This window comes from Amycolatopsis sp. Poz14 (genome assembly GCF_006704225.1).
In the GTDB taxonomy this organism is placed as follows: domain Bacteria; phylum Actinomycetota; class Actinomycetes; order Mycobacteriales; family Pseudonocardiaceae; genus Amycolatopsis; species Amycolatopsis nivea.
The window spans coordinates 4,224,639-4,243,652 of record NZ_JACLHD010000001.1 but is presented as its reverse complement, the minus strand read 5'-3'; the positions used below and the strand labels follow the sequence as shown (position 1 = coordinate 4,243,652).

Here is a 19,014-nt window from a genome sequence, read left to right as displayed (position 1 = left end):
CGCCGGGCCTGGCGGGTGCCAACACCGACCTCATGAGAAAAACGTTAAACCGCAGACGTTTCCGTCACCAGCAGGATCGGATTACGCGATTGTTGCGGTGTGCGGGGGAAACTCACGCACCGTCGCGGCCGGACTGTCCGGTTGCGCCGACCGGAATCCCAAACTCGGCCATCAGGACGGCGGTTCCGCCCGATCGCTGCGATTCCCGGAGTCGTCGCGAAGCAGCAGGCCCGGACCACATTCACCCCTGGATCGGGCGTTTCGCAGCGGATTCCCCGGTCGCAAGTCAGCCCCCTGGCGCCCCACGGAACCAGGGTCAGCCGAGATCCTTCAACGCCAGCGCCAACCCGGCGAGCCGGTCCGTCGCGTCCGTCAGCGCCTCCCGCGACGTGACCATCCCGTCACTGCTCGCGGCCACCGCACGACCGGCCGCGGCGACCAAGCCGCCGTAGCCCTCGATGCCGTCGTCGAGTTGTTCGCGCAGTTTCGCGATCGCGGCCTGCAGCGCCGAACGTTCGCGCTCCGGCGCGGAATTGCGGCCCCGTTCGATCGCCTGGATCCGGTCGGCCAGGCCGCGCAGCGCACGGGCTGCCTCGTCGGCCGTCGCGCGGGCGTCGGCGACGGAAACCTCGGGAACCGCCGTGGTGCCCAGCGAAGTCGGGACCGAAAGCTGCTTCAGGAGTTCCCGCAGCGAAGCTTCCGACTCGGCCAGCCGCTCCATCGGCTCGCGCGCGGCCGAACCGGCGGCGGGCAGCGGCGGCGGGCCGCTGGGCGCGGCGGGCAGTTCGACCTTCTTGAGCTCTCGCAGCCGCATCCCGGTGCGGACGCTGAACGTGCCGAACACCAGCGTCGCGAATCCGGAGAACACCGCCTGCCCGATCTCCGGACCGGCCACCGCCCCGCCGAGCAATCCGGTGGCGGTGAGCACGGTGAGGACCCCGAACAGGATCGTGACCAGCACCCACAGCGTCAGCACGCGCGAGGTGCGGCGGACCCGGCGCTGGTGCTTCGCGCTCGGCTCGTTCCAGCGCTGCCATTTCGCGCGGACCTCGGCCACCGCGGGCACCTGTCCGGCCACCGCGGAAAACGCGGCCGGGGCCGACGGGCGGCGCGGAGCCGGCGGCTGCGGGGAGACCGGACCGCGCTGGGTCCGGCCGTTCTGCTGCGGCTTCCCGCCCGCCTCGTCGGCGGGCGGGAAGTACCGCTGCAGCTTTTCCTGGGCGCGCTGGGCGTAGTCGGGCAACCGCTCGATGTGCTTCTCGAGCTTCGCGTTGAACTCGCTGAAGTCCCGTCGCTTGGTCATCCGGCCCTACCCCCTGCGCGCCGCTCGTGCCCGGCCGGTCAGGCCGGGTTCTTGCCCTGTTCCGCCTGCACGCGGGCCTGGATCTCCCGCTGGATGTCGCCGGAGGCGGCGGCCGGCTTGGCCGCGCCCGCGGACGCGCCGCCGTCGGTGACCTGGGCGACCGAGTCGCCGCGCATCGACGCGCGGATCTGCTCGAGCCGCGAGTGGCCCGCCATCTGGGTGGCCGACTCCTGGACCTCCATCATGCGGCCCTGCACCGAGTTCTGCGCCAGCTCCGCCGAGCCCAGCGCGGTGGTGTAGCGCTTCTCGATCTTGTCCCGGACCTCTTCCAGCGACGGCGTGTTGCCCGGCGCGGCCAGCTGGCTCATCTGGTTCAGCGAGGCGGAGACCTGCTCCTGCATCTTCGCCTGCTCCAGCTGCGAGAGCAGCTTGGTGCGCTCGGCCAGCTTCTGCTGCAGCATCGTCGCGTTGCGCTCGACGGCCTGCTTGGCCTGCGTCGCCGCCTGCAGCGACTGGTCGTGCAGCGTCTTGAGGTCTTCGATGCTCTGCTCGGCGGTGACCAGCTGCGCGGCGAAGCTCTCCGCCGCGGTCTCGAACTGGGTCGCCTTCGCCTCGTCGCCCTTGCTGCGGGCCTCGTCGGCCAGCACCAGCGCCTGGCGCGTCGAGGCCTGCAGCTTCTCGACCTCGCCGAGCTGGCGGTTGAGCTTCATCTCCAGCTGCCGCTGGTTGCCGATCACGGAGGCGGCCTGCTGCGTCAGCGCCTGGTGGTTGCGCTGCGCCTCCTCGATGGCCTGCTGGATCTGTACCTTCGGGTCGGCGTGCTCGTCGATCTTCGACGAGAACGCCGCCATCATGTACTTCCAGAACTTCACGAACGGGTTGGCCATCTCCTCCGCCTGCCTTCTTGCGTCCCACGGGCCCTGATTGCTTCGGGGCGGGGCGTCGCTCCCCTAGTCGCACAACGTACCGACCCCGGCGTTGGGTTCCATCGTGTCAGGTCGGCCGCCGCCGTTCCAGGCGACCCCGGGGGAATTCAGGGTCAGCCCTGACCGGCGGCCGGGACCGGCCCGGAGGGGAACCCCGCGCACGCCGACGGCCCCGGGGAGATCCCCGGGGCCGTGCAGCGAAACAGCGCCGGCGTTACGCCGCGATCGTGGACGCGAGCTTGGGCGCGCCGATCGTGGTCCGCAACGTCGTGTTCATCCGCGGCGCGGGCTGAAGCCGCAGGTCGGAGAGGTCGTCGCCGATCAGCTCCGACACCAGGCGGCCGCCTTCGAACCCGGCCTCGCCCCGGTCCGCAACAGTCTGGCCCGGCGCGGTCTCCACCTCTTCGACCGGCGCGACCTCGACCTTGTCGAGGGCTGACACGTCGGCGGCGACCTTGTGCAGCAGCTCGCCCAGCGGCAGCTCCAGCGCCTCGCAGATCGACGCCAGCAGCTCGCTGGAAGCTTCCTTCTGGCCGCGCTCGACCTCGGACAGGTAGCCGAGGCTCACCCGGGCGGCGCGGGAGATGTCACGCAGCGTCCGACGCTGGTTGGTGCGGGCATGACGGAGCCGATCACCGATCGCCTCGCGCAACAGCACGGTCATCACGCGCCTCCCTTCCCGAACTGGTGCCTCCTACGTTACCCAGAGCGGTACCCCGAGTGCAGGACTTGACACGTACGTACGCCAAGGGCGAACGCCGTTTTCAGTCTAGTTGTTCCCCGAGCAGCGCGAACGCGGCGCGCACCGACGCGGTCCGGATCGTGTCCCGGTCACCGGTCTCGGCCAGCTCACGCACCGTGTCCACGCCGGGTCCGCTGAGCCCGACGTACACCGTTCCCGGGGCCACGCCGTCCTGCGGATCCGGCCCGGCGACGCCGGTCAGGCCGAGGCCCCAGGTCGCCCCGCACCGCTCCCGCGCGCCCCTGGCCAGCTGCGCGGCGACGTCGGGGTGCACCGCACCGTGCTCGGCCAGCAGCTGTTCGTCGACCCCGGCGAGCGCGGCCTTCAGCTCTGTGGCGTAGACCACCAGACCGCCGCGCAGCACCGCGCTCGCACCCGGCACCTCGGCGAGCGTGGCGCAGACGAGACCGGCCGTAAGCGACTCCGCGGCGGCCACGGTTTCCCCCCGGCGGGTGAGGGTCGCGACCAGTTCGCGCGCTTCGGTCATCACGAGCCCATCGCGCGCCGGCCGGCGGCGCGCAGGCGGATCGCGCGGATCAGGTAGTCGACGCCGGTGATCACGGTCAGCGCCACCGCGAGGCCCATGAGCGCCCAGCGCACCGGGTCCGCGCCGGCCGGCAGCGGCAGCAGATAGGTCACGATCGCGATGATCTGCGCCATCGTCTTCGCCTTGCCGCCGCGGCTGGCCGGGATCACGCCGTGCCGGATCACCCAGAACCGCAGCAGGGTCACGCCGATCTCGCGCACCGCGATCACGATCGTGACCCACCAGGACAGCTCCCCCAGCGCGCTGAGCCCGACCAGGGCGGCGCCGATGAGCGCCTTGTCCGCGATCGGGTCGGCGATCTTGCCGAAGTCGGTGATGAGCCCGTAGCGGCGGGCGACCCAGCCGTCGACCTGGTCGGTAGCCGAGGCGATGGCGAACAGCCCGGTGGCGATCGCGCGCCACGTGGTGTCCTCGCCGTGGCCGGTGAACAGCGCGACCACGAACAGCGGGACCAGGACGAGCCGCGAGATGGTGAGCAGATTCGCCAGGTTCAGCGTCGGGACCGGAGTCGCCTCGGGCAGCTGAGCCCCGCCCTCCGACGCGGCGCGGGGCACGCCCTCGCCAGCCCCGCTGGGCGCGGCACTCACCGGCCGGCGTCCGGTGCCGGACGGACGACCAGGTCGACGCCGGCGGAGTCGACGACCTCGCAGCGGACGATGTCGCCCACCGAGAGCGGCTTGGTCTCTTCGTCCTCGAGAATGACGCATTCCCCGTCGACTTCAGGGGCCTGGTGCGCGGCGCGGCCGACCGCGTCGTCGCCGTCCGTGCCGTCGTGCTCGACCAGCACGTCCACGAAGGTGCCGATGCGGTCCTCGGCGCGCTGCGCGGTCAGCTCCTCGACCAGCGCCGAAATGCGCGCGACGCGCTCGGCGACCACGGCCGGGTCGAGCTTGCCCTCGAAGGTCTCGGCCTCGGTGCCGTCCTCGTCGGAGTAGCCGAACACGCCGACCGCGTCGAGCCGCGCCCCGGTGAGGAACCGCTCCAGCTCGGCCAGGTCGTCCTCGGTCTCGCCGGGGAAGCCGACGATCACGTTGGTGCGGATGCCCGCTTCGGGCGAGTACTCGCGGATCTGCTCGGTGAGCGCGAGGAACGAGTCGGTGGACCCGAACCGGCGCATCCGGCGCAGCACCTGCTCGCTGGAGTGCTGGAAGGACAGGTCGAAGTAGTCCGCGACGCCCGGCGTGGTCGCGATCGCCTGCACCAGCTGCGGCCGCGTTTCGGCGGGCTGCAGGTAGGAGACGCGGACGCGCTCGATGCCGTCGATCTCCGCGAGCCGCGGCAGCAGCAGTTCGAGCGCGCGGGTGCCGTCGCGGCCGAAGTCCTTGCCGTACGACGTGGAGTTCTCGCTGACCAGGAACAGTTCCTTCGCGCCGTTCTCGGCGAGCCAGGCGGCCTCGGCGACGATCTCGTCGGGCTGGCGGGACACGAACGACCCGCGGAACGACGGGATCGCGCAGAACGAGCAGCGCCGGTCGCAGCCGGAGGCGATCTTCAGCGCGGCGACCGGGGAATCGTCGAGCCGCGTGCGCAGGACGCGCGGGCCCCAGCCGTGCTGCGCGTGCCCGGGCACCTCGACCTCGGCGGTCGCGGCGGGCCGCTGCACCGGGCTGATCGGCAGCAGCTTGCGGCGGTCGGACGGGGTGTGCGAGGCGATCGCGCGGCCGGCGACCACGTCGTCCAGCCGCGAGGAAAGGTCGGCGTAGTGGTCGAAGCCGAGCACCGCGTCGGCCTCGGGGAGGCTGTCGGCGAGCTCGTTGCCGTAGCGCTCGGCCATGCAGCCGACCGCGACGACCTTGCGGCCGGTGTCGGCGGCGGCGAGCAGCGTGTCGACCGAGTCCTTTTTGGCCGATTCGACGAACCCGCACGTGTTGACCACGACGACGTCGGAGTCCTCCGGTTCGGCGGCCAGTTCCCAGCCGCCCGCGGCCAGCCGGCCCGCCAGCTCCTCGGAATCGACCTCGTTGCGGGCACAGCCCAAGGTCACGAGGGAGACACGGCGGGCGCGAGCGGAGTCAGCGGCTGGAGAAGGCACGACGTTCAGGGTAGCCGTCGCGTCCGGACCGCCCCGAGACGGAGTCGCCCAGTGCGGTGACGCGGTCTCCGCCGGCGCCGGGTTCGCCGTCCGTGAAGGGCCCCTCGGGGGAATCAGATTCCTTCAAGGAGTCCTTCACGGACCGGCGGCCCCGGTCGTCCGAGCGGATCATTCCGCGGCGGAGACGTCCGGGACTGTCAGCAGGGTCAGCTCCGCGTCGTCCAGCGCCTCCAGGTCGACGTCCGGGCCGGCCAGCCGCATCGCCTGCGCCCGGATCGCGCGTTCGAGCAGGCCGCGGGCCGAGCGGCCGTTGGCGAAACCCGTTCCGCGGTCGAGACCGGCCATGAACCCGGGCAGCGCTTCGACGAGCCCGGGGTCGAGCCGGTAACCCTGTTTGCCCGCCATGGCGGTGAAGATCGCGGCCAGCTGGTCGTTGTCGTAGTCGGCGAAGTGCACCGTCGCGCCGAAGCGGGACCGCAGGCCCGCGTTGGCGTCGAGGAAGCGGTCCATGTCCGCCGGGTAGCCCGCGGCGATCACGATCAGGTCCTCGCGGTGGTTCTCCATCTGCACCAGCAGTTCGGCGACCGCCTCGCTGCCGAAGTCGGTGCCGTTCGAGTAGCTCTGGACCAGGTTGTACGCCTCGTCGATGAACAGCAGCCCGCCGATCGCCCGCTCGCACACCTCGCGGGTCTTCGGCGCGGTCTGGCCGATGTACTCGCCGACCAGGTCCGGCCGCGCGACCTCGACGAGGTGCCCCGACGGCAGCACGCCGAGCTCCCGGTAGAGCTGGCCCATCAGGCGCGCGACGGTCGTCTTCGCCGTGCCGGGGTTGCCGGTGAACACCAGGTGCCTGCTGCGCGCCCCGACCGGCAGCCCGGCCTTGCGGCGGCGCGCGTCCAGCCGCGTTTCCGCGACCAGCGCGCGGACCTGCTCCTTCACCCCGTCCAGGCCGATCATGCCGTCGAGTTCGGCCAGCAGGTCGTCCAGTCCGCGGCGCGGTCCGGCGTCGTCGCTGACCGCGACCCCGGCCTCGCCCGGCAGGTCCGCGGCCACCAGGACGGCCAGCTGGTCCGGCGGCGTGTCCGGGGCGGCGGCGAGCCGGCTGGACTGCCCGCTGATCGCGGCTTCCAGCAGGCCGCGCGCGGACCGGCCGTTCGCGAACCCGCGGCCGCGCGGGATGCGGCGGATCGCCTCGGGCAGCGCCGCGGCGAGGTCGGTGGACAGCTCGTAGCCCTGGCTCTTCGCCATCACGGTGAAAATCCCGGCGAGTTCCTCGTTGGTGTAGTCCGGGAACTCGATCCGGCCGGAGAACCGCGACCGCAGGCCCGGGTTGGACTCGAGGAACTCGTCCATCTGCTTGGGATAGCCCGCGACGAAGACCACCAGGTCCTCGCGGTGGTTCTCCATCTGCACCAGCAGTTCGGTGACGGCTTCCTTGCCGTAGTCGTCGTTGTCGTCGCGCACGAGGTTGTACGCCTCGTCGATGAACAGCACGCCGCCCGCGGCCCGTTCGCACACTTCGCGGGTCTTCGGCGCGGTCTGGCCGGTGAACTCGGCGACGAGATCGCCGCGGCCGACTTCGACGAGGTGCCCGGACGGCAATACGCCCAGTTCGCGGTAGATCTGCCCGACCAGCCGCGACACGGTCGTCTTCGCCGTGCCCGGATTGCCGGTGAACAGCAGGTGACGGCTGCGCACGGCGACCTTCATGCCCGCTTCGCGCCGCCGCGCGTCGACGGCCATCTCGTCCACCATGGACCGCACGCGCTGCTTCACCGAGCCGAGCCCGATCATCGCGTCCAGTTCGGCCAGCAGCTCCGGCAGACTGCGCCGCGGCCCGGTGTCGTCCACCGCGCCCACCCCGGATTCGCCGGGCTGCGGGAGGTCGGCGGCGACGAGCGTGACCAGGTCCGCGCCGCCGTCGGTGGTCAACCGGGTGGACTGCTTCCCGATCGCCGCTTCCAGCAGCACGCGCGCGGACCGGCCGTTCGCGAAGCCGCGCCCGCGCGGGATCCGCCGGACCGCCTCGGGCAGCGCCGCGAGCAGGTCCGCGGACAGCTCGTAGCCCTGCCCCTTGGCCATCGCACGGAAGATCTGCGCCAGCTCGTCGTTGGAGTAGTCCGGGAATTCGATGGACCCGGCGAACCGCGAGCGCAGACCGGAGTTGGACTCCAGGAAGGCGTCCATCTCCTTCGGGTAGCCGGCCGCGAAGACCACCAGGTCCTCGCGGTGGTTCTCCATCTGCACCAGCAGTTCCGCGACCGCTTCCCGGCCGAAGTCGTCGTCCTTGTCGTTCACGAGGTTGTAGGCCTCGTCGAGGAACAGCACGCCGCCGACGGCCCGCTGGACCGCCGCGCGGGTCTTCAGCGACGTCTGGCCCACGTACTCGCCGACCAGGTCGGTGCGGGTCACCTCGACGACGTGGCCCTTGGGCAGCGCGCCGAGCGCCTGGTAGATCTTGCCGAGCAGCCGGGCGACAGTCGTCTTCGCCGTGCCGGGATTGCCGGTGAGCAGCAGGTGGCGGCTGCGCACGGCGACCTTCATGCCCGCTTCGCGGCGCCGCGCGTCGATCGTCATCTCCGACGTCAGCGAACGGACCCGCTCCTTGACCGCGGCGAGGCCGATCATCCCGTCCAGTTCGGCGAGCAGCTCCTCGATCGAGGACCCGCCGCGCTGGCCGGCCGCGGCGACGAGCGGCTCGATGTCCGGGTGGCCGATCTCGATCCGGGTGCCCGGCATCGCGCCCCGGCTGATCGCCTGCCGCGAGGCCGCGTCCAGCAGCGCCTCCACCGTGCGGGCGCTGGGTTCCTTGACGAGCGCGGCGAGGCGGTCGCGCACGTCGGCGGGCAGGCCGAACGAACGTTCCCGGGCGAGGACGTCGAGCAGCGCGGCCGCTTCGGCGGGCCGGTCGAACCGGGGCAGCCGGTACTGCAGCATGTTCTGCACCAGGTCGGGGGCCTCGGCGCTGAGCTGTTCGAGGACCTTTTCGGTGCCGTCCAAGACGATCAGGCGGCAGCTGTCCTGGTCGCGCGCGTAGTTGCGGAGCAGCCGGACGGTGCCGGCGAGGTCCTTCTCGAAGAGCGCGTCGACCCGCTCCGCGAGCATGAGCGCGGAGCCGCCGTTCTCGATCTCGTTGATCGTCGTCGGCACGGAACGCTCGATCGGGTCGTCGCCGTACTCGGCGACCAGGACGGCGCAGTCGAAGAACTCGGCGTTGTCGAACCCGACTTCGGCCTCGGTCAGCGACGCCTTCAGCGCCCGGGTGAACCGGCGCTGGCCGGTGTTCGCCTCGCCGATCAGCAGGATGAACGGGTTCGGCTGCTTGGTGCCCGCGGTCATCCGCGCCGCTTCGCGCTTCTCCCATTCGGCGTAGGCCTTCTGCCACTCCTCGTAGGCCTTTTCGTAGCGGGACTGCTCCTTGCGCTGCCACATGCGGTTGCCCGCGGCGAGCAGGTCGAGCGTGACCGACCGGCTGTGCCGCGCCATGTCGCCGAGCACGTTGTTGCCGTTGCCGTCCGAACCCGGCCGTTCCGGTTCGGGCGGCGGCGGTTCGCCGGGGCCGTTCGCCGTGCCGTGCCGGGTGGCGTCCGCCCAGGCGACCACCCGGGTGGCGCGCGTGACGAACTCGGCCATCGATTCGGTCCCGGCGACGAACATCCCCGCCTGACCGAGGCTCTCTACCCGGATCTGCGGCGGCTGAGCGGGATTCGGGGCGCTCGCGGGGACCGGCGGCACCGATCCCGGAGGACCTGCCGCGGGCAGCGGCGGAGGCCCCGCGGGCGCGGCGGGCGGCTGCGGTCCCGGAGGCGTGGCGGGCGGCGGCTGCGCGGGCACTTGTCCGGACCACGGGCCGCCCTGCGGCGGCTGGTAGCCGGGCGGCGGCGGCCGGTAGCCCTGCGGAGCGGGAGGCGGGCCGCCGAATCCGTTGCCTTGCGGCGCGGCGGGTCCGGGATAGCCGCCGGGCCCGCCCTGCGGTCCGGGATAGCCCTGCGGCGGCCCCGCGTACCCGCCGGGATTGCCCTGGGGCGCGGCGAAACCGCCCGGATTGCTCGGCGGACCCGGATACGGCGGCCGGGGACCCCCGTTGCCGGGACCGGCGTAGCCCGGCTGGCCGCCCGGGTACTGCTGCGGCGCGCCGTAGCCCGGCGCGGGTGTGCCGGGAGCGGGCGGCGGCACGAGACGGGCCGCGCCGCGGTAGCCGGGATCCGCGGGCGGCTGCGTGTACTGCCAGTTCCCGTCCGGCAGCCTGCGCTGCCACGCCTGGCCGGGGACGAGCAGCCATCCGACGCCGTCCGGGCCGGTCAGCGCGGCCGTCCGGCCCGCCGCCGCCTCGGACTGTGCGGCCTGGAATGCGTCCCACCCTGCGCGCGTCAAAAAGACCAGCTCCCCCTCAGGTGCCCGTGCGGCGATCCCGCCGCCGCCCCATTGTGCCCAACCCGGGACGCTCCGCGACGGCTAGCTGTGATGTCCAGGGAGGTTGGTCAGCCGGGTGACGGGTGGTTTGCCTCCGGTGGATGTGTGGGGCCGGTGGTGATTGTAGAAGTGCAGCCATCCCGGCAGCGCTGCCCGGCGGTCGTGTTCGCTGGGATAGAAGCGGGCGTAAGCCCATCCCTCGGCCAGGGTGCGGTGGAACCGTTCGATCTTGCCGTTGGTCTGCGGCCGGTAAGGCCGGGTCCGTTTCGGGGTGATGCCCAGCTCGGTGCAGGTCCCGCGCCAGGCCGACGAGCGGTAGCAGGCACCGTTGTCGGAAAGCACGCGTTCGACGGTGACGCCGCGGTCGGCGAACCAGGCGACCGCGCGGTGCAGGACACCGACGGCGGTGTCGGCTTTCTCGTCGGCGCAGATCTCGGCGTAGGCGACGCGGGAGTGGTCGTCGATCACGGTGTGCACGAACGCGGTGCCGGTGCGGGCGTGCCGGTCGGTGCTCCAGGTTCCGGTGCGGCGGGAGGTCGCTGATCTGTTCTTTTTGCCTTGCTGCTTGCCGACGTGGCGCCAGCCGCCGCCGTCGGGGATGTTGCCGAACTTGGTGACATCGACGTGGATCAGCGAGCCGGGGTGGTCGTGCTCGTAGCGGCGTAGCGGTTCGCCGGTGGCCCGGTCGATGCGGGAGAGCCGGTTGATCCGGCAGCGGGTCAGGACGGCGTGCACGGTCGAGGCAGGGATGGCGAGCCGGCCGGCGATCTGGGCCGGGCCCAGCCGCTGGCGCCACCGCAGCCGCACGATCCGGCGGGTCAGTTGCGGGGACGTTCGGGCGGGGCTGTGGTGCGGGCGGCAGCTGCGGTCGGTCATCCCGGCCGTGCCTTCGGCGCGGTAGCGGTCGGCCCACTTCGCGGCGGTCTTGGTGGCGACCATGAACATTTTCGCGGCGGCGGTGCAGGTCCAGCCCTGCTCGACGATCAGGCGGGCGAGGCGCAGGCGGGTGCGCGGGGTCAGGGCGGCGTTAGGGTGGGACACGAAGGCCTCCGGCGGGCGAAGCGGTTCCTAGACAGCTCCACTTCACCCCCGGGGCCTTCACCTGTCAGCACGACAGGCCGGTCACCGCCTTAACCCGGGACAACGTCCCTGGACATCACAGCTAGCCGCCGAACTCGTCCCTTCCCGCCCCGCGCGCGGTCACCACCGCAGGGCTTGTTTGAGCTGTTTGACCGCGATCGGCGCGAGTGTCGTGTTGAAGGTCGCGGACGGATGGTTGTCGTCCATGTAGACCAGCACGTTCCCGACGACCGCGCGGCAGCGCTTCTGGTCGCAGTAGTAGTCGGTGAAGTCCAGGAAGGTCACGTTGTCCGGGACGTCCTCGATCTGCTCCCACGACGGCGTCGCGGCCACCGCGGCGGACCGCGGCACCGAGCACGACGGGTCGGCCGGGCTCTTCTGCGCGACGCAGCTGGCCATGTTGAACGTGTAGCGCGGGTTGTCGCGCACGGCCACGACCGGGATGCCCGCCTTGTCCAAAGTGGACCAGACGTCGGCGAAGCCCTTCGGCGTCGTCTCGTGCGGCCCCGGCTTCGAGTTGATGGTGCCGAGCATGATCACCGCGTCCGGGCGCGTGTCGAGCAGTTCGTCGGTGACGGCCTTGTTCCAGTCGAGGCAGGGCTGGTCGCCGGGCATCAGCTCGGAGCCGGACGAGTACGGGCACGCGCCCTTCAGCATGGTCGAGACTTCCCAGCCGTCCGAGACGATCGCGGGCCGGAAAGACGCGAGGAACTGCTGGATGTGCGAATCCCCGACCAGCACGACCCGCTTCGTCGGCGGGCCCTCCGGGAACTCCGAGCAGATCTGCAGTTCCTTGTTGCGCGGCGAGATCGAGCACTGGTCCAGCGGCGTGCGGGCCCAGTCGTCGGCCAGCTTCACCGTGGGCGGCACGATCGACGGCGACGGCGTGCCGCGGTAGACGAAGCCCGGCGCGTGCGCGACCGCGCCCGGGTGGTCCGGGTCGCCGATCGCGATCTCGTAGTTCGCCCGCGCGCTGCTCACGCCCTGCCAGACGCCGCTCGCGACGAGCACCGGGGCCAGCGCGAGCACGCCGAACCGGTAGGCGCCCCAGCGTTTCGCGGTGCCGATCTTCGACAGCCGGATCGGGTTTTCGATCAGGTGGTAGGTCAGGATCGAGAGCAGGAACGACACGCCGACCACGAACGCGCCGCCGAGCAGGCCGACCGCGACCCGGTCGCGGACGATCAGGTAGAACACCAGCACCGGCCAGTGCCACAGGTACAGCGAGAAGCTGAGGTTGCCGACGTAGCCGAGGAATTTCGAGCTGAGCCAGCGGTCCGCGCCGAGCACGCTGCCGGTCTGCCCGGCGACCAGCACCAGGCCCGCCGAGACGGTCGGCCACAGCGCGATCCAGCCGGGGAACACGCTGTCGACCTCGAGCAGCACGCCGCACAGCACCAGCCCCGCGACGCCGACCCAGCCGAGCACGATGCGCAGCAGGCGCGGCAGCGTGACCTGGTCGAGGAACATCGCCATCAGGCCGCCGAGCGCGAATTCCCACACCCGGGTAAGGCCGTGGAAGTAGGCCAGCGGCTGGTCGGCGGCGGTGAGGTACACCGAGTACGCGAGCGAGGCGGCGAACAGGACGATCAGCAGCAGGTTCACCGTGCGCCGCAGCGACCAGCCGAGCCGGCGCACGAGCAGGCCGAGGCCGACGAACAGCAGCGGCCACAGCACGTAGAACTGGCCCTGGATGGACAGCGACCAGAAGTGCTGTACCAGGCTCGCGCTGTTGTGCTGGGCGAAGTAGTCCACCGAATCGGCCGCGAGCTGCCAGTTCTCGTAGAACAGCGCCGACGCGACGACCTCGCGGATGGTCTGGAACCAGCGGTCCTGCGGCAGCAGCAGCTGGGACACGACCACGACGGTGAGCAGCACGGTCATCGCGGCCGGGAAGAGCCGTTTGATCATCCGGGCCCAGGTGGCGCGCAGCTCGATGCGGCCGCGCAGCAGCGCCCGGTAGAGCTGCCCGGTGATGAGGAACCCGGAGACGAGGAAGAACACGTCGACGCCGCCGGAGATCCGGTCGAACCACACGTGGTAGACCACGACCAGCACCGAGGCCAGCGCCCGCACGCCCTGCAGCTCGGGCCGGAACCGCGCTTGCGCGCTCGGCCCGGCGGGAGGTTTGCCGGGCCGTTCCGGGGCAGCCACCGTGGTGCCGGACATGCAGGTTCCTCCCGGGGGCCGGCGGCGGGCCGGGCCGCCGACTACTGGTCATGTGCGTCCACTAGCTATACGTGACGGCTCGCGGCGTCACGCATCCGGGGTCCCCCGATGGAGCCGCTCGGCGCGGCCGGTCCTCGCGGTCGTTATCTTGACCAGGTGCCCGATTCCCGCTCCCCGTCCGTCCGCCGCGCGCGGATCGCCGACGTCCGCAAGATCAAGGCCCTCGTCGATTCCGACGCGGGCCGCGTGCTCCTCGAGAAAGATCTGGTCACGCTCTACGAGGCGGTGCAGGAGTTCTGGGTCGCGACCGACGAGGAGAACGGCACCGACGACGTGCTGGGCGCGGCCGCGCTGCACGTGCTGTGGGAGGACATCGGCGAACTGCGCACCGTGGTGGTCGACAAAGCGGCGCGCGGCCGAGGGATCGGCCGCGCGCTGGTCGGCAGGCTCGTCGAAGAGGCCCGCGAGCTGGGGCTCAAGCGGCTGTTCGTGCTGACGTTCGAGACGTCGTTCTTCTCCGGGCACGGATTCGTCGAGATCGACGGCGCCCCGGTGTCGCACGAGGTGTACGAGGAGATGCGGCGGTCGCTGGACCCGGGCGTCGCGGAGTTCCTCGACCTGCCCTACGTCAAGCCGAACACCCTCGGGAACTCGCGGATGCTGCTCGAGTTCTGAGCGCCGTCAGGAGAACCGCACCAGGATGTGGTTCCCCGACCCGTCCACCGCGGCCAGCTTCACCGTCGTCCCGGCGAACGTGGTCGTGTCCGGACCCTGACGGCCGGTGTGCAGCTGGACGGACGTGTGCTCGCCGCGACCCGGTTCAGTGAGGACCAGGGCCACCACGGCCTCCCCTGCCACGAAGCACTGCCTGCCCGGCTTGCAGCGCGAATCCGAGACCAGCTGGCGGTAGCGCACGGTCAGGTCCCGTCCGGCGACCTGCACCTCCTGGCCGGGCGTGAGCGCCACGTTTCCGCCCGGATCAGCGGCCGGCGGGCGCGACGGTGTCTGCGCGATGGCGGCCGTTCCGCCCGCGCACCCGGCCAGCGCGGCGGCCGTCCCGATACCCAGTGCGAGCTTCTTGAGGTCCATGCGCAGTGGACGGGCCGGACGCGCCGCCGGGTTGCACGCGCGGCTCAGAAGTCTTCGTCCTCGCCGCCGGCGGGCGAGCCGCCCGCGTCGGAGCCGCCGCGGATCATGAACAGCACCGACTCCAGTTCCTCCGGCTTGATCAGCACGTCGCGGGCCTTCGAACCCTCCGACGGGCCGACCACGCCGCGGCTTTCCAGCAGGTCCATCAGCCGGCCAGCCTTGGCGAAGCCGACGCGGAGCTTGCGCTGCAGCATCGAGGTGGAGCCGAACTGCGACGTGACGATCAGTTCGGCGGCCTGCAGCAGGACGTCGAGGTCGTCGCCGATGTCCGGGTCGATCTCCTTCTTCTCGCCCGCCTTGGCGCTGGTGACGCCCTCGTTGTAGTCCGGCTGCGCCTGTTCCTTGGCGAAGTTGACGACCGCGGCGATCTCCTCGTCGCCGACGAACGCGCCCTGGATGCGGACCGGTTTCCCGGCGCCCATCGGCAGGTAGAGCGCGTCGCCCATGCCGATCAGCTTCTCCGCGCCCGGCTGGTCGAGGATGACCCGCGAGTCGGTGAGCGACGACGTGGCGAACGCGAGCCGCGACGGCACGTTGGTCTTGATCAGGCCGGTGACGACGTCGACCGACGGCCGCTGCGTCGCGAGCACCAGGTGGATGCCCGCAGCGCGGGCCTTCTGGGTGATCCGGACGATCGCGTCCTCGACGTCGCGCGGGGCGGTCATCATCAGGTCGGCCAGCTCGTCGACGATCGCCATGATGTACGGGTACGGCTGGTACTCGCGTTCGCTGCCCGGCGGCGCGGTGATGTCGCCGGAGCGGACCTTGGCGTTGAAGTCGTCGATGTGCCGGACCCGGTTGGCCTGCATGTCCTGGTAGCGCTGCTCCATCTCCTCGACGAGCCAGGCCAGCGCGGCGGCGGCCTTCTTCGGCTGCGTGATGATGGGCGTGATCAGGTGCGGGATGCCCTCGTACGGGGTCAGCTCGACCATCTTCGGGTCGATCAGGATCATCCGGCATTCCGCGGGCGTCGACCGGGCCAGGAGCGACACCAGCATCGAGTTCACGAAGCTCGACTTACCGGAACCGGTCGAACCCGCCACCAGCAAGTGCGGCATCTTCGTGAGGTTCGCGGTGACGAACTCGCCCTCGATGTCCTTGCCCAGCCCGATCAGCATCGGGTGGTTGTCCTTGACCGTGGTCGGCGCGCGCAGCACGTCGCCGAGGCGCACCATCTCGCGGTCGGAGTTCGGCACCTCGATGCCGACCGCGGACTTGCCCGGGATCGGCGCCAGGAGGCGGACGTTGTCGGTGGCCACCGCGTAGGCGATGTTCTTGGTCAGCGCGGTGATCTTCTCGACCTTCACACCCGGGCCGAGCTCGACCTCGTACCGGGTGACCGTCGGGCCGCGGGTGAAGCCGGTGACCTGCGCGTCGACGTTGAACTGGTCGAGGACGCCGGTGATCGCCTCGATCATCTGGTCGTTGGCCTTGCTGCGGGACTTCGGCGCGTCGCCGAGCTTCAGCAGGTCGGGCGGCGGGAGCGCGTAGTCGCCCTCGACGGTGCGGGTGACCGACAACGCGGGTTCCGGAGCCTTCTTCGGCTTCTTCTCCGGCACGTCGGCAGGCGGCGCGACCGGCTTCGGCGGCCGGATCGGCGTGGCCGGTTCGGCGAGCGCGGCGTCGATGTCGAGCTGCTCGCCGTCCTTGTCGGCACTGGCCTGGCGGCGGCGCGACGGTTTGCGCAGCCGAACGGACTTCGGGTCGGCCTCAGGCTCGGGTTCGGGCTCGTCGTCGTGCTGACCGGCCTCGTATTCGGCCAGCTCGTGCTCGTCGAGGCCCCAGGTGCGCAAGCGGTGCGGGATGTCGCGCACCGGCGTGCCGGTGAACACGAGGACGCCGAACAGCAGCGCGAGAATCAGCAACGGCACCGCGACCCAGGTGGTGACGCCCTTGGTGAGCAGCCCGCCGGAGAACGCGCCGAGAATGCCGCCCGCGTACATGCGGCCGTCGTTGGTGTCCGGGAGCGCGGTGAAGATGTGCAGCATCCCGAGCACGGACAGCACGACCAGCAGTGTGCCGATCACCATCCGCGGCCGGGTCTCCGGGCTAGGTTCGGACCGCATCAACGCAACGGCGACCACGAGCAGCACCAGCGGCAGCGTCACCGCTCCCGCGCCGAGCACCGTCCGCGTCGCGATCTCGACCCCGGCCCCGATCGGCCCGGCCGCCCGCCACCAGACGCCGACCGCGGCGACGATGGCCAGCGCGATCAGCCCGAGAGCGAGCCCGTCGCGCCGGTGCTCGGCCTCGAGCTCCCGCGTGCGCCCGACCGTGCGGGCCAGCGAACCGACGCCCTTGGCCACGAGGTTCCAGGTGCTGCGCACGCCGCGCCCGAACACACCGTTCTTGCGCCGAGGCGCCGGACGCCGGGCACTGGACGTCCGCGGCCGCGAACTGCCCCTGGTCGAACGGCCTTTCGACGACCTGCTCGACGCGGCGGCCCGAGACTTCGCCGGCGTACGCGAACTACGCGCCGGTGCCTTCCCGCCGCTTCCCGCAGTGCTCCGCTTTCTCGTCGCCGACCCAGCCATGCCTCCACGGTAACGGGCGAGGACCGATAGTCACATGTGCCACTCGCAGCGCACCCGAAACAATCGTCCCGGATCACAGTGGATCTTGTGGAAGCATCGGGGGTCTCCTGGGAAGGCGAGGTCCCTCCATGCCCAGCCCTGCCGAGATCGTGCGCCTGCTTGCCGAACGGACCGTTTTCGCTGCGGCACCTCGGGGTACGGGGCGGTACCACTACCTTCGCAAGTCCGGCTGGGCCGGGCATAGCGACCGGACCGCTTCGGGGCGGGTTCTGTCGGCGAGCACTCGGTTCTTCGAGCGCGAGGACTGGATCGCCGCGGACGGTTCGGGGCGGTTGCTGGTGACGCAGGATGGGACGCCTGTGCGGCCCAGCGGCTACTTTCCGCCGGGCGGGTTGATGGGCGACTTCCTGCGGGGCCGGGATCTGCCGTCGGTGAGCGCAGAGCTGCGGCGGCGGATTAGTCCGGCTGGAGTGGTCAAGGCTTTCAGCACTGTGTGGCTGACTCAGGTGGTGACGCCTGAGCTGCAGCGATTGCTGCTCTTGTGGTTGGCGGACCAGCCCGGGCTGGTCTTGGAGGACGCGGAGGTGCCGACTTCCCGTCCGTCGGTTTCCGAACCAGCGTCCCCCGTGGCCGACTCCCCTGCGCCCGCGAGCGTCGCGGCGGTGCCGACCACCAGCGCGATGGCAGCGGACACCTACTTGAAGAAATCCGTCGGGCAGGTCTGGGGCACCCGCGACCCCGGCACCGGCGAACCGCGCATCACCGCGTGGCTGACCAAAATCACCGTCGACCCGGCCTGCGACCGGCCCGGAACGCGCAAGCCGGGCATGCACACGCTGGTGCTCGACTTCACCGTCCAGATGCCCGCCGCCGGCGGCGACCCGTCCGACATCTACGCCTTCGGCAATGACGTGCTCAACGAGACCCGGTTCTCGACCCGCGGCGAGGACGGCTTCACCAACCAGGCCGAGTACAACAGTCCATGCAAATGGCGGGTCAAGGAGCTCCCGTTCCAGTTCGCGCCCAGCAGCAAGTACACGGGTCAGCTCGTGGTCGAAACCCCCAATCCGCACGGCACGCTCCTGCTCACCGCTGCCAACGGGTTCCTGAACGGCAGCCTCGGCTGGGAATGGGACTACTGACCACGAACCAGGCCGAGCCCCTCCACACGCGCTCTGAGCAGCCACAACAGCATCCAAAACCCGCCCCGCCCCCACCGCACCGAGAACCGCGTTGCCGCAGGTGGCTCCGCCCGTGAAATGCTCTGCTCATGTTCGCGCTCCAACAGGACGAGGCTCCGCGCCGTGCCCCCGCGATCTGGCGGACGATGCTCAACCTCGACCGAGGGCTGGTGAATCTCGTCGGGCGGCTCACGGTCACCGGGGCGGTGCCGCGGGAGCTCCGGGGGAAGCCGTTGCTCATGGCGGCCAATCACATCGGCGTGTTCGACGCCTTCGTGCTCATGGCGGCGTGCAAGCGGATCGGCATCAATCCCCGGTTCATGCTCGCCGGCGGGATTCTCGACGCGCCGGTGATCGGGCCCGCGCTCAAGGTCAGCGGGCATTTGCGCGTGGACCGGGCCAAGGCGGCGACCGCGATCGGGCAGTTCGCCGAAGCCGCGGAGGCGTTGCGGACCACGCGCGAGCCGATCGTCGTTTATCCCGAGGGGCGGATCAGCCACGACCCGGGGCTGTGGCCCGAGCGCGGCAAGACCGGGGCGGCGCGGCTCGCGCTCGCTGCGGGCGTGCCGGTGATCCCGATCAGCCAGTGGGGCGCGCACGAGGCCGTCTACTGGGGCACGGAGACGGTGAACGGGCCCGCGGACCTGCTGCCGCTGGCGAAATCCGGGTTGAGCGCTCCGTTGCGGCGGCCCCGGTTCAAGGTGCATTTCGGCGCGCCGGTGGACCTCTCCGACGTCGAGCCGGAGCGGCCGGGCGCGGGCGTTCGCGCGCACGCCAAGATCATGCAGGCCATCACGGACGGCCTGGTTCCGTTGCGCCGCCACGAACCCATCCGGCCGCGCTTCCACGATCCGACCCGGCCGACCGACACGGTCAGTCCCTGGAAGCCGCAGCGCTGAGTCCGGATCGTGGGACGCCTCGCTGAGCCCGGCTAGGGT

14 protein-coding genes are annotated in these 19,014 nt (G+C 71.2%); 3 read left to right on the top strand and 11 right to left on the bottom strand.

All coding sequences use genetic code 11. The features are described 5' to 3' along the window. Positions 1 to 316: 316 nt before the first annotated feature. The 9 genes from FKO37_RS20280 to FKO37_RS20240 form a co-directional block, all read right to left on the bottom strand. Positions 317 to 1,303, bottom strand: coding sequence for a hypothetical protein (locus FKO37_RS20280; protein WP_134728563.1), 987 nt, complete (start codon positions 1,301 to 1,303; stop codon positions 317 to 319). A gap of 38 nt (positions 1,304 to 1,341) precedes the next feature. Beyond that, the gene (locus FKO37_RS20275) at positions 1,342 to 2,190 is read right to left on the bottom strand and encodes a PspA/IM30 family protein (RefSeq protein WP_037812477.1); all 849 of its coding nucleotides are present in this window, start codon (positions 2,188 to 2,190) and stop codon (positions 1,342 to 1,344) included. Between the two features lie 253 nt (positions 2,191 to 2,443). Then, positions 2,444 to 2,893, bottom strand: coding sequence for a helix-turn-helix domain-containing protein (locus FKO37_RS20270; RefSeq protein ID WP_238605446.1), 450 nt, complete (start codon positions 2,891 to 2,893; stop codon positions 2,444 to 2,446). A gap of 100 nt (positions 2,894 to 2,993) precedes the next feature. Then, complete coding sequence (locus FKO37_RS20265; RefSeq protein WP_238605445.1) at positions 2,994 to 3,458, bottom strand: CinA family protein; 465 nt, start codon at positions 3,456 to 3,458, stop codon at positions 2,994 to 2,996. Continuing rightward, on the bottom strand, positions 3,458 to 4,105 hold the full coding sequence (gene pgsA / locus FKO37_RS20260; protein WP_037812484.1) for a CDP-diacylglycerol--glycerol-3-phosphate 3-phosphatidyltransferase: 648 nt from the start codon (positions 4,103 to 4,105) through the stop codon (positions 3,458 to 3,460). The genes FKO37_RS20265 and pgsA overlap by 1 nt, the downstream gene beginning before the upstream one ends. Continuing rightward, positions 4,102 to 5,550: a 30S ribosomal protein S12 methylthiotransferase RimO gene (gene rimO / locus FKO37_RS20255; protein ID WP_238605444.1), complete on the bottom strand. Its 1,449-nt coding sequence runs from the start codon at positions 5,548 to 5,550 to the stop codon at positions 4,102 to 4,104. The genes pgsA and rimO overlap by 4 nt, the downstream gene beginning before the upstream one ends. 168 nt (positions 5,551 to 5,718) lie before the next feature. Further along, positions 5,719 to 9,924: an AAA family ATPase gene (locus FKO37_RS20250; protein ID WP_238605443.1), complete on the bottom strand. Its 4,206-nt coding sequence runs from the start codon at positions 9,922 to 9,924 to the stop codon at positions 5,719 to 5,721. An 81-nt stretch (positions 9,925 to 10,005) separates the two neighbouring features. Further along, positions 10,006 to 11,004 (bottom strand): IS481 family transposase, encoded by a 999-nt coding sequence (locus tag FKO37_RS20245; protein ID WP_037820819.1) that lies wholly within the window; start codon positions 11,002 to 11,004, stop codon positions 10,006 to 10,008. 159 nt (positions 11,005 to 11,163) lie between these two features. Beyond that, entirely contained in the window at positions 11,164 to 13,212 is a 2,049-nt protein-coding gene (locus FKO37_RS20240; protein ID WP_134728558.1) for an acyltransferase family protein, read from the bottom strand. Positions 13,213 to 13,368: 156 nt separating this feature from the next. On the opposite strand from FKO37_RS20240, the gene FKO37_RS20235 reads away from it, so the two are divergent. Next, positions 13,369 to 13,887 (top strand): amino-acid N-acetyltransferase, encoded by a 519-nt coding sequence (locus tag FKO37_RS20235; protein ID WP_037812807.1) that lies wholly within the window; start codon positions 13,369 to 13,371, stop codon positions 13,885 to 13,887. Between the two features lie 6 nt (positions 13,888 to 13,893). Here the strand turns inward: FKO37_RS20235 and FKO37_RS20230 are convergent, their stop codons facing one another. Together FKO37_RS20230 and FKO37_RS20225 are read right to left on the bottom strand one after the other, a co-directional pair. Next, positions 13,894 to 14,301 carry a hypothetical protein gene (locus tag FKO37_RS20230; RefSeq protein WP_238605442.1) on the bottom strand — a complete coding sequence of 136 codons (408 nt, stop codon included), beginning with the start codon at positions 14,299 to 14,301 and terminating at the stop codon, positions 13,894 to 13,896. A gap of 44 nt (positions 14,302 to 14,345) precedes the next feature. Then, positions 14,346 to 16,895 carry a DNA translocase FtsK gene (locus FKO37_RS20225; protein ID WP_238605441.1) on the bottom strand — a complete coding sequence of 850 codons (2,550 nt, stop codon included), beginning with the start codon at positions 16,893 to 16,895 and terminating at the stop codon, positions 14,346 to 14,348. A 128-nt stretch (positions 16,896 to 17,023) separates the two neighbouring features. On the opposite strand from FKO37_RS20225, the gene FKO37_RS20220 reads away from it, so the two are divergent. After that, complete coding sequence (locus tag FKO37_RS20220; RefSeq protein WP_238605440.1) at positions 17,024 to 18,037, top strand: hypothetical protein; 1,014 nt, start codon at positions 17,024 to 17,026, stop codon at positions 18,035 to 18,037. 128 nt (positions 18,038 to 18,165) lie between these two features. After that, positions 18,166 to 18,975, top strand: coding sequence for a 1-acyl-sn-glycerol-3-phosphate acyltransferase (locus FKO37_RS20215; protein WP_238605439.1), 810 nt, complete (start codon positions 18,166 to 18,168; stop codon positions 18,973 to 18,975). Positions 18,976 to 19,014: the final 39 nt, after the last annotated feature.

Coding starts and splice junctions, on each gene's coding strand:
- FKO37_RS20280 (WP_134728563.1), bottom strand. CDS start 1,303: ATGACCAAGCGACGGGACTTCAGCGAGTTCAACGCGAAGCTCGAGAAG.
- FKO37_RS20275 (WP_037812477.1), bottom strand. CDS start 2,190: ATGGCCAACCCGTTCGTGAAGTTCTGGAAGTACATGATGGCGGCGTTC.
- FKO37_RS20270 (WP_238605446.1), bottom strand. CDS start 2,893: ATGACCGTGCTGTTGCGCGAGGCGATCGGTGATCGGCTCCGTCATGCC.
- FKO37_RS20265 (WP_238605445.1), bottom strand. CDS start 3,458: ATGACCGAAGCGCGCGAACTGGTCGCGACCCTCACCCGCCGGGGGGAA.
- FKO37_RS20240 (WP_134728558.1), bottom strand. CDS start 13,212: ATGTCCGGCACCACGGTGGCTGCCCCGGAACGGCCCGGCAAACCTCCC.
- FKO37_RS20230 (WP_238605442.1), bottom strand. CDS start 14,301: ATGGACCTCAAGAAGCTCGCACTGGGTATCGGGACGGCCGCCGCGCTG.
- FKO37_RS20225 (WP_238605441.1), bottom strand. CDS start 16,895: ATGGCTGGGTCGGCGACGAGAAAGCGGAGCACTGCGGGAAGCGGCGGG.
- FKO37_RS20220 (WP_238605440.1), top strand. CDS start 17,024: ATGCCCAGCCCTGCCGAGATCGTGCGCCTGCTTGCCGAACGGACCGTT.
- FKO37_RS20215 (WP_238605439.1), top strand. CDS start 18,166: ATGTTCGCGCTCCAACAGGACGAGGCTCCGCGCCGTGCCCCCGCGATC.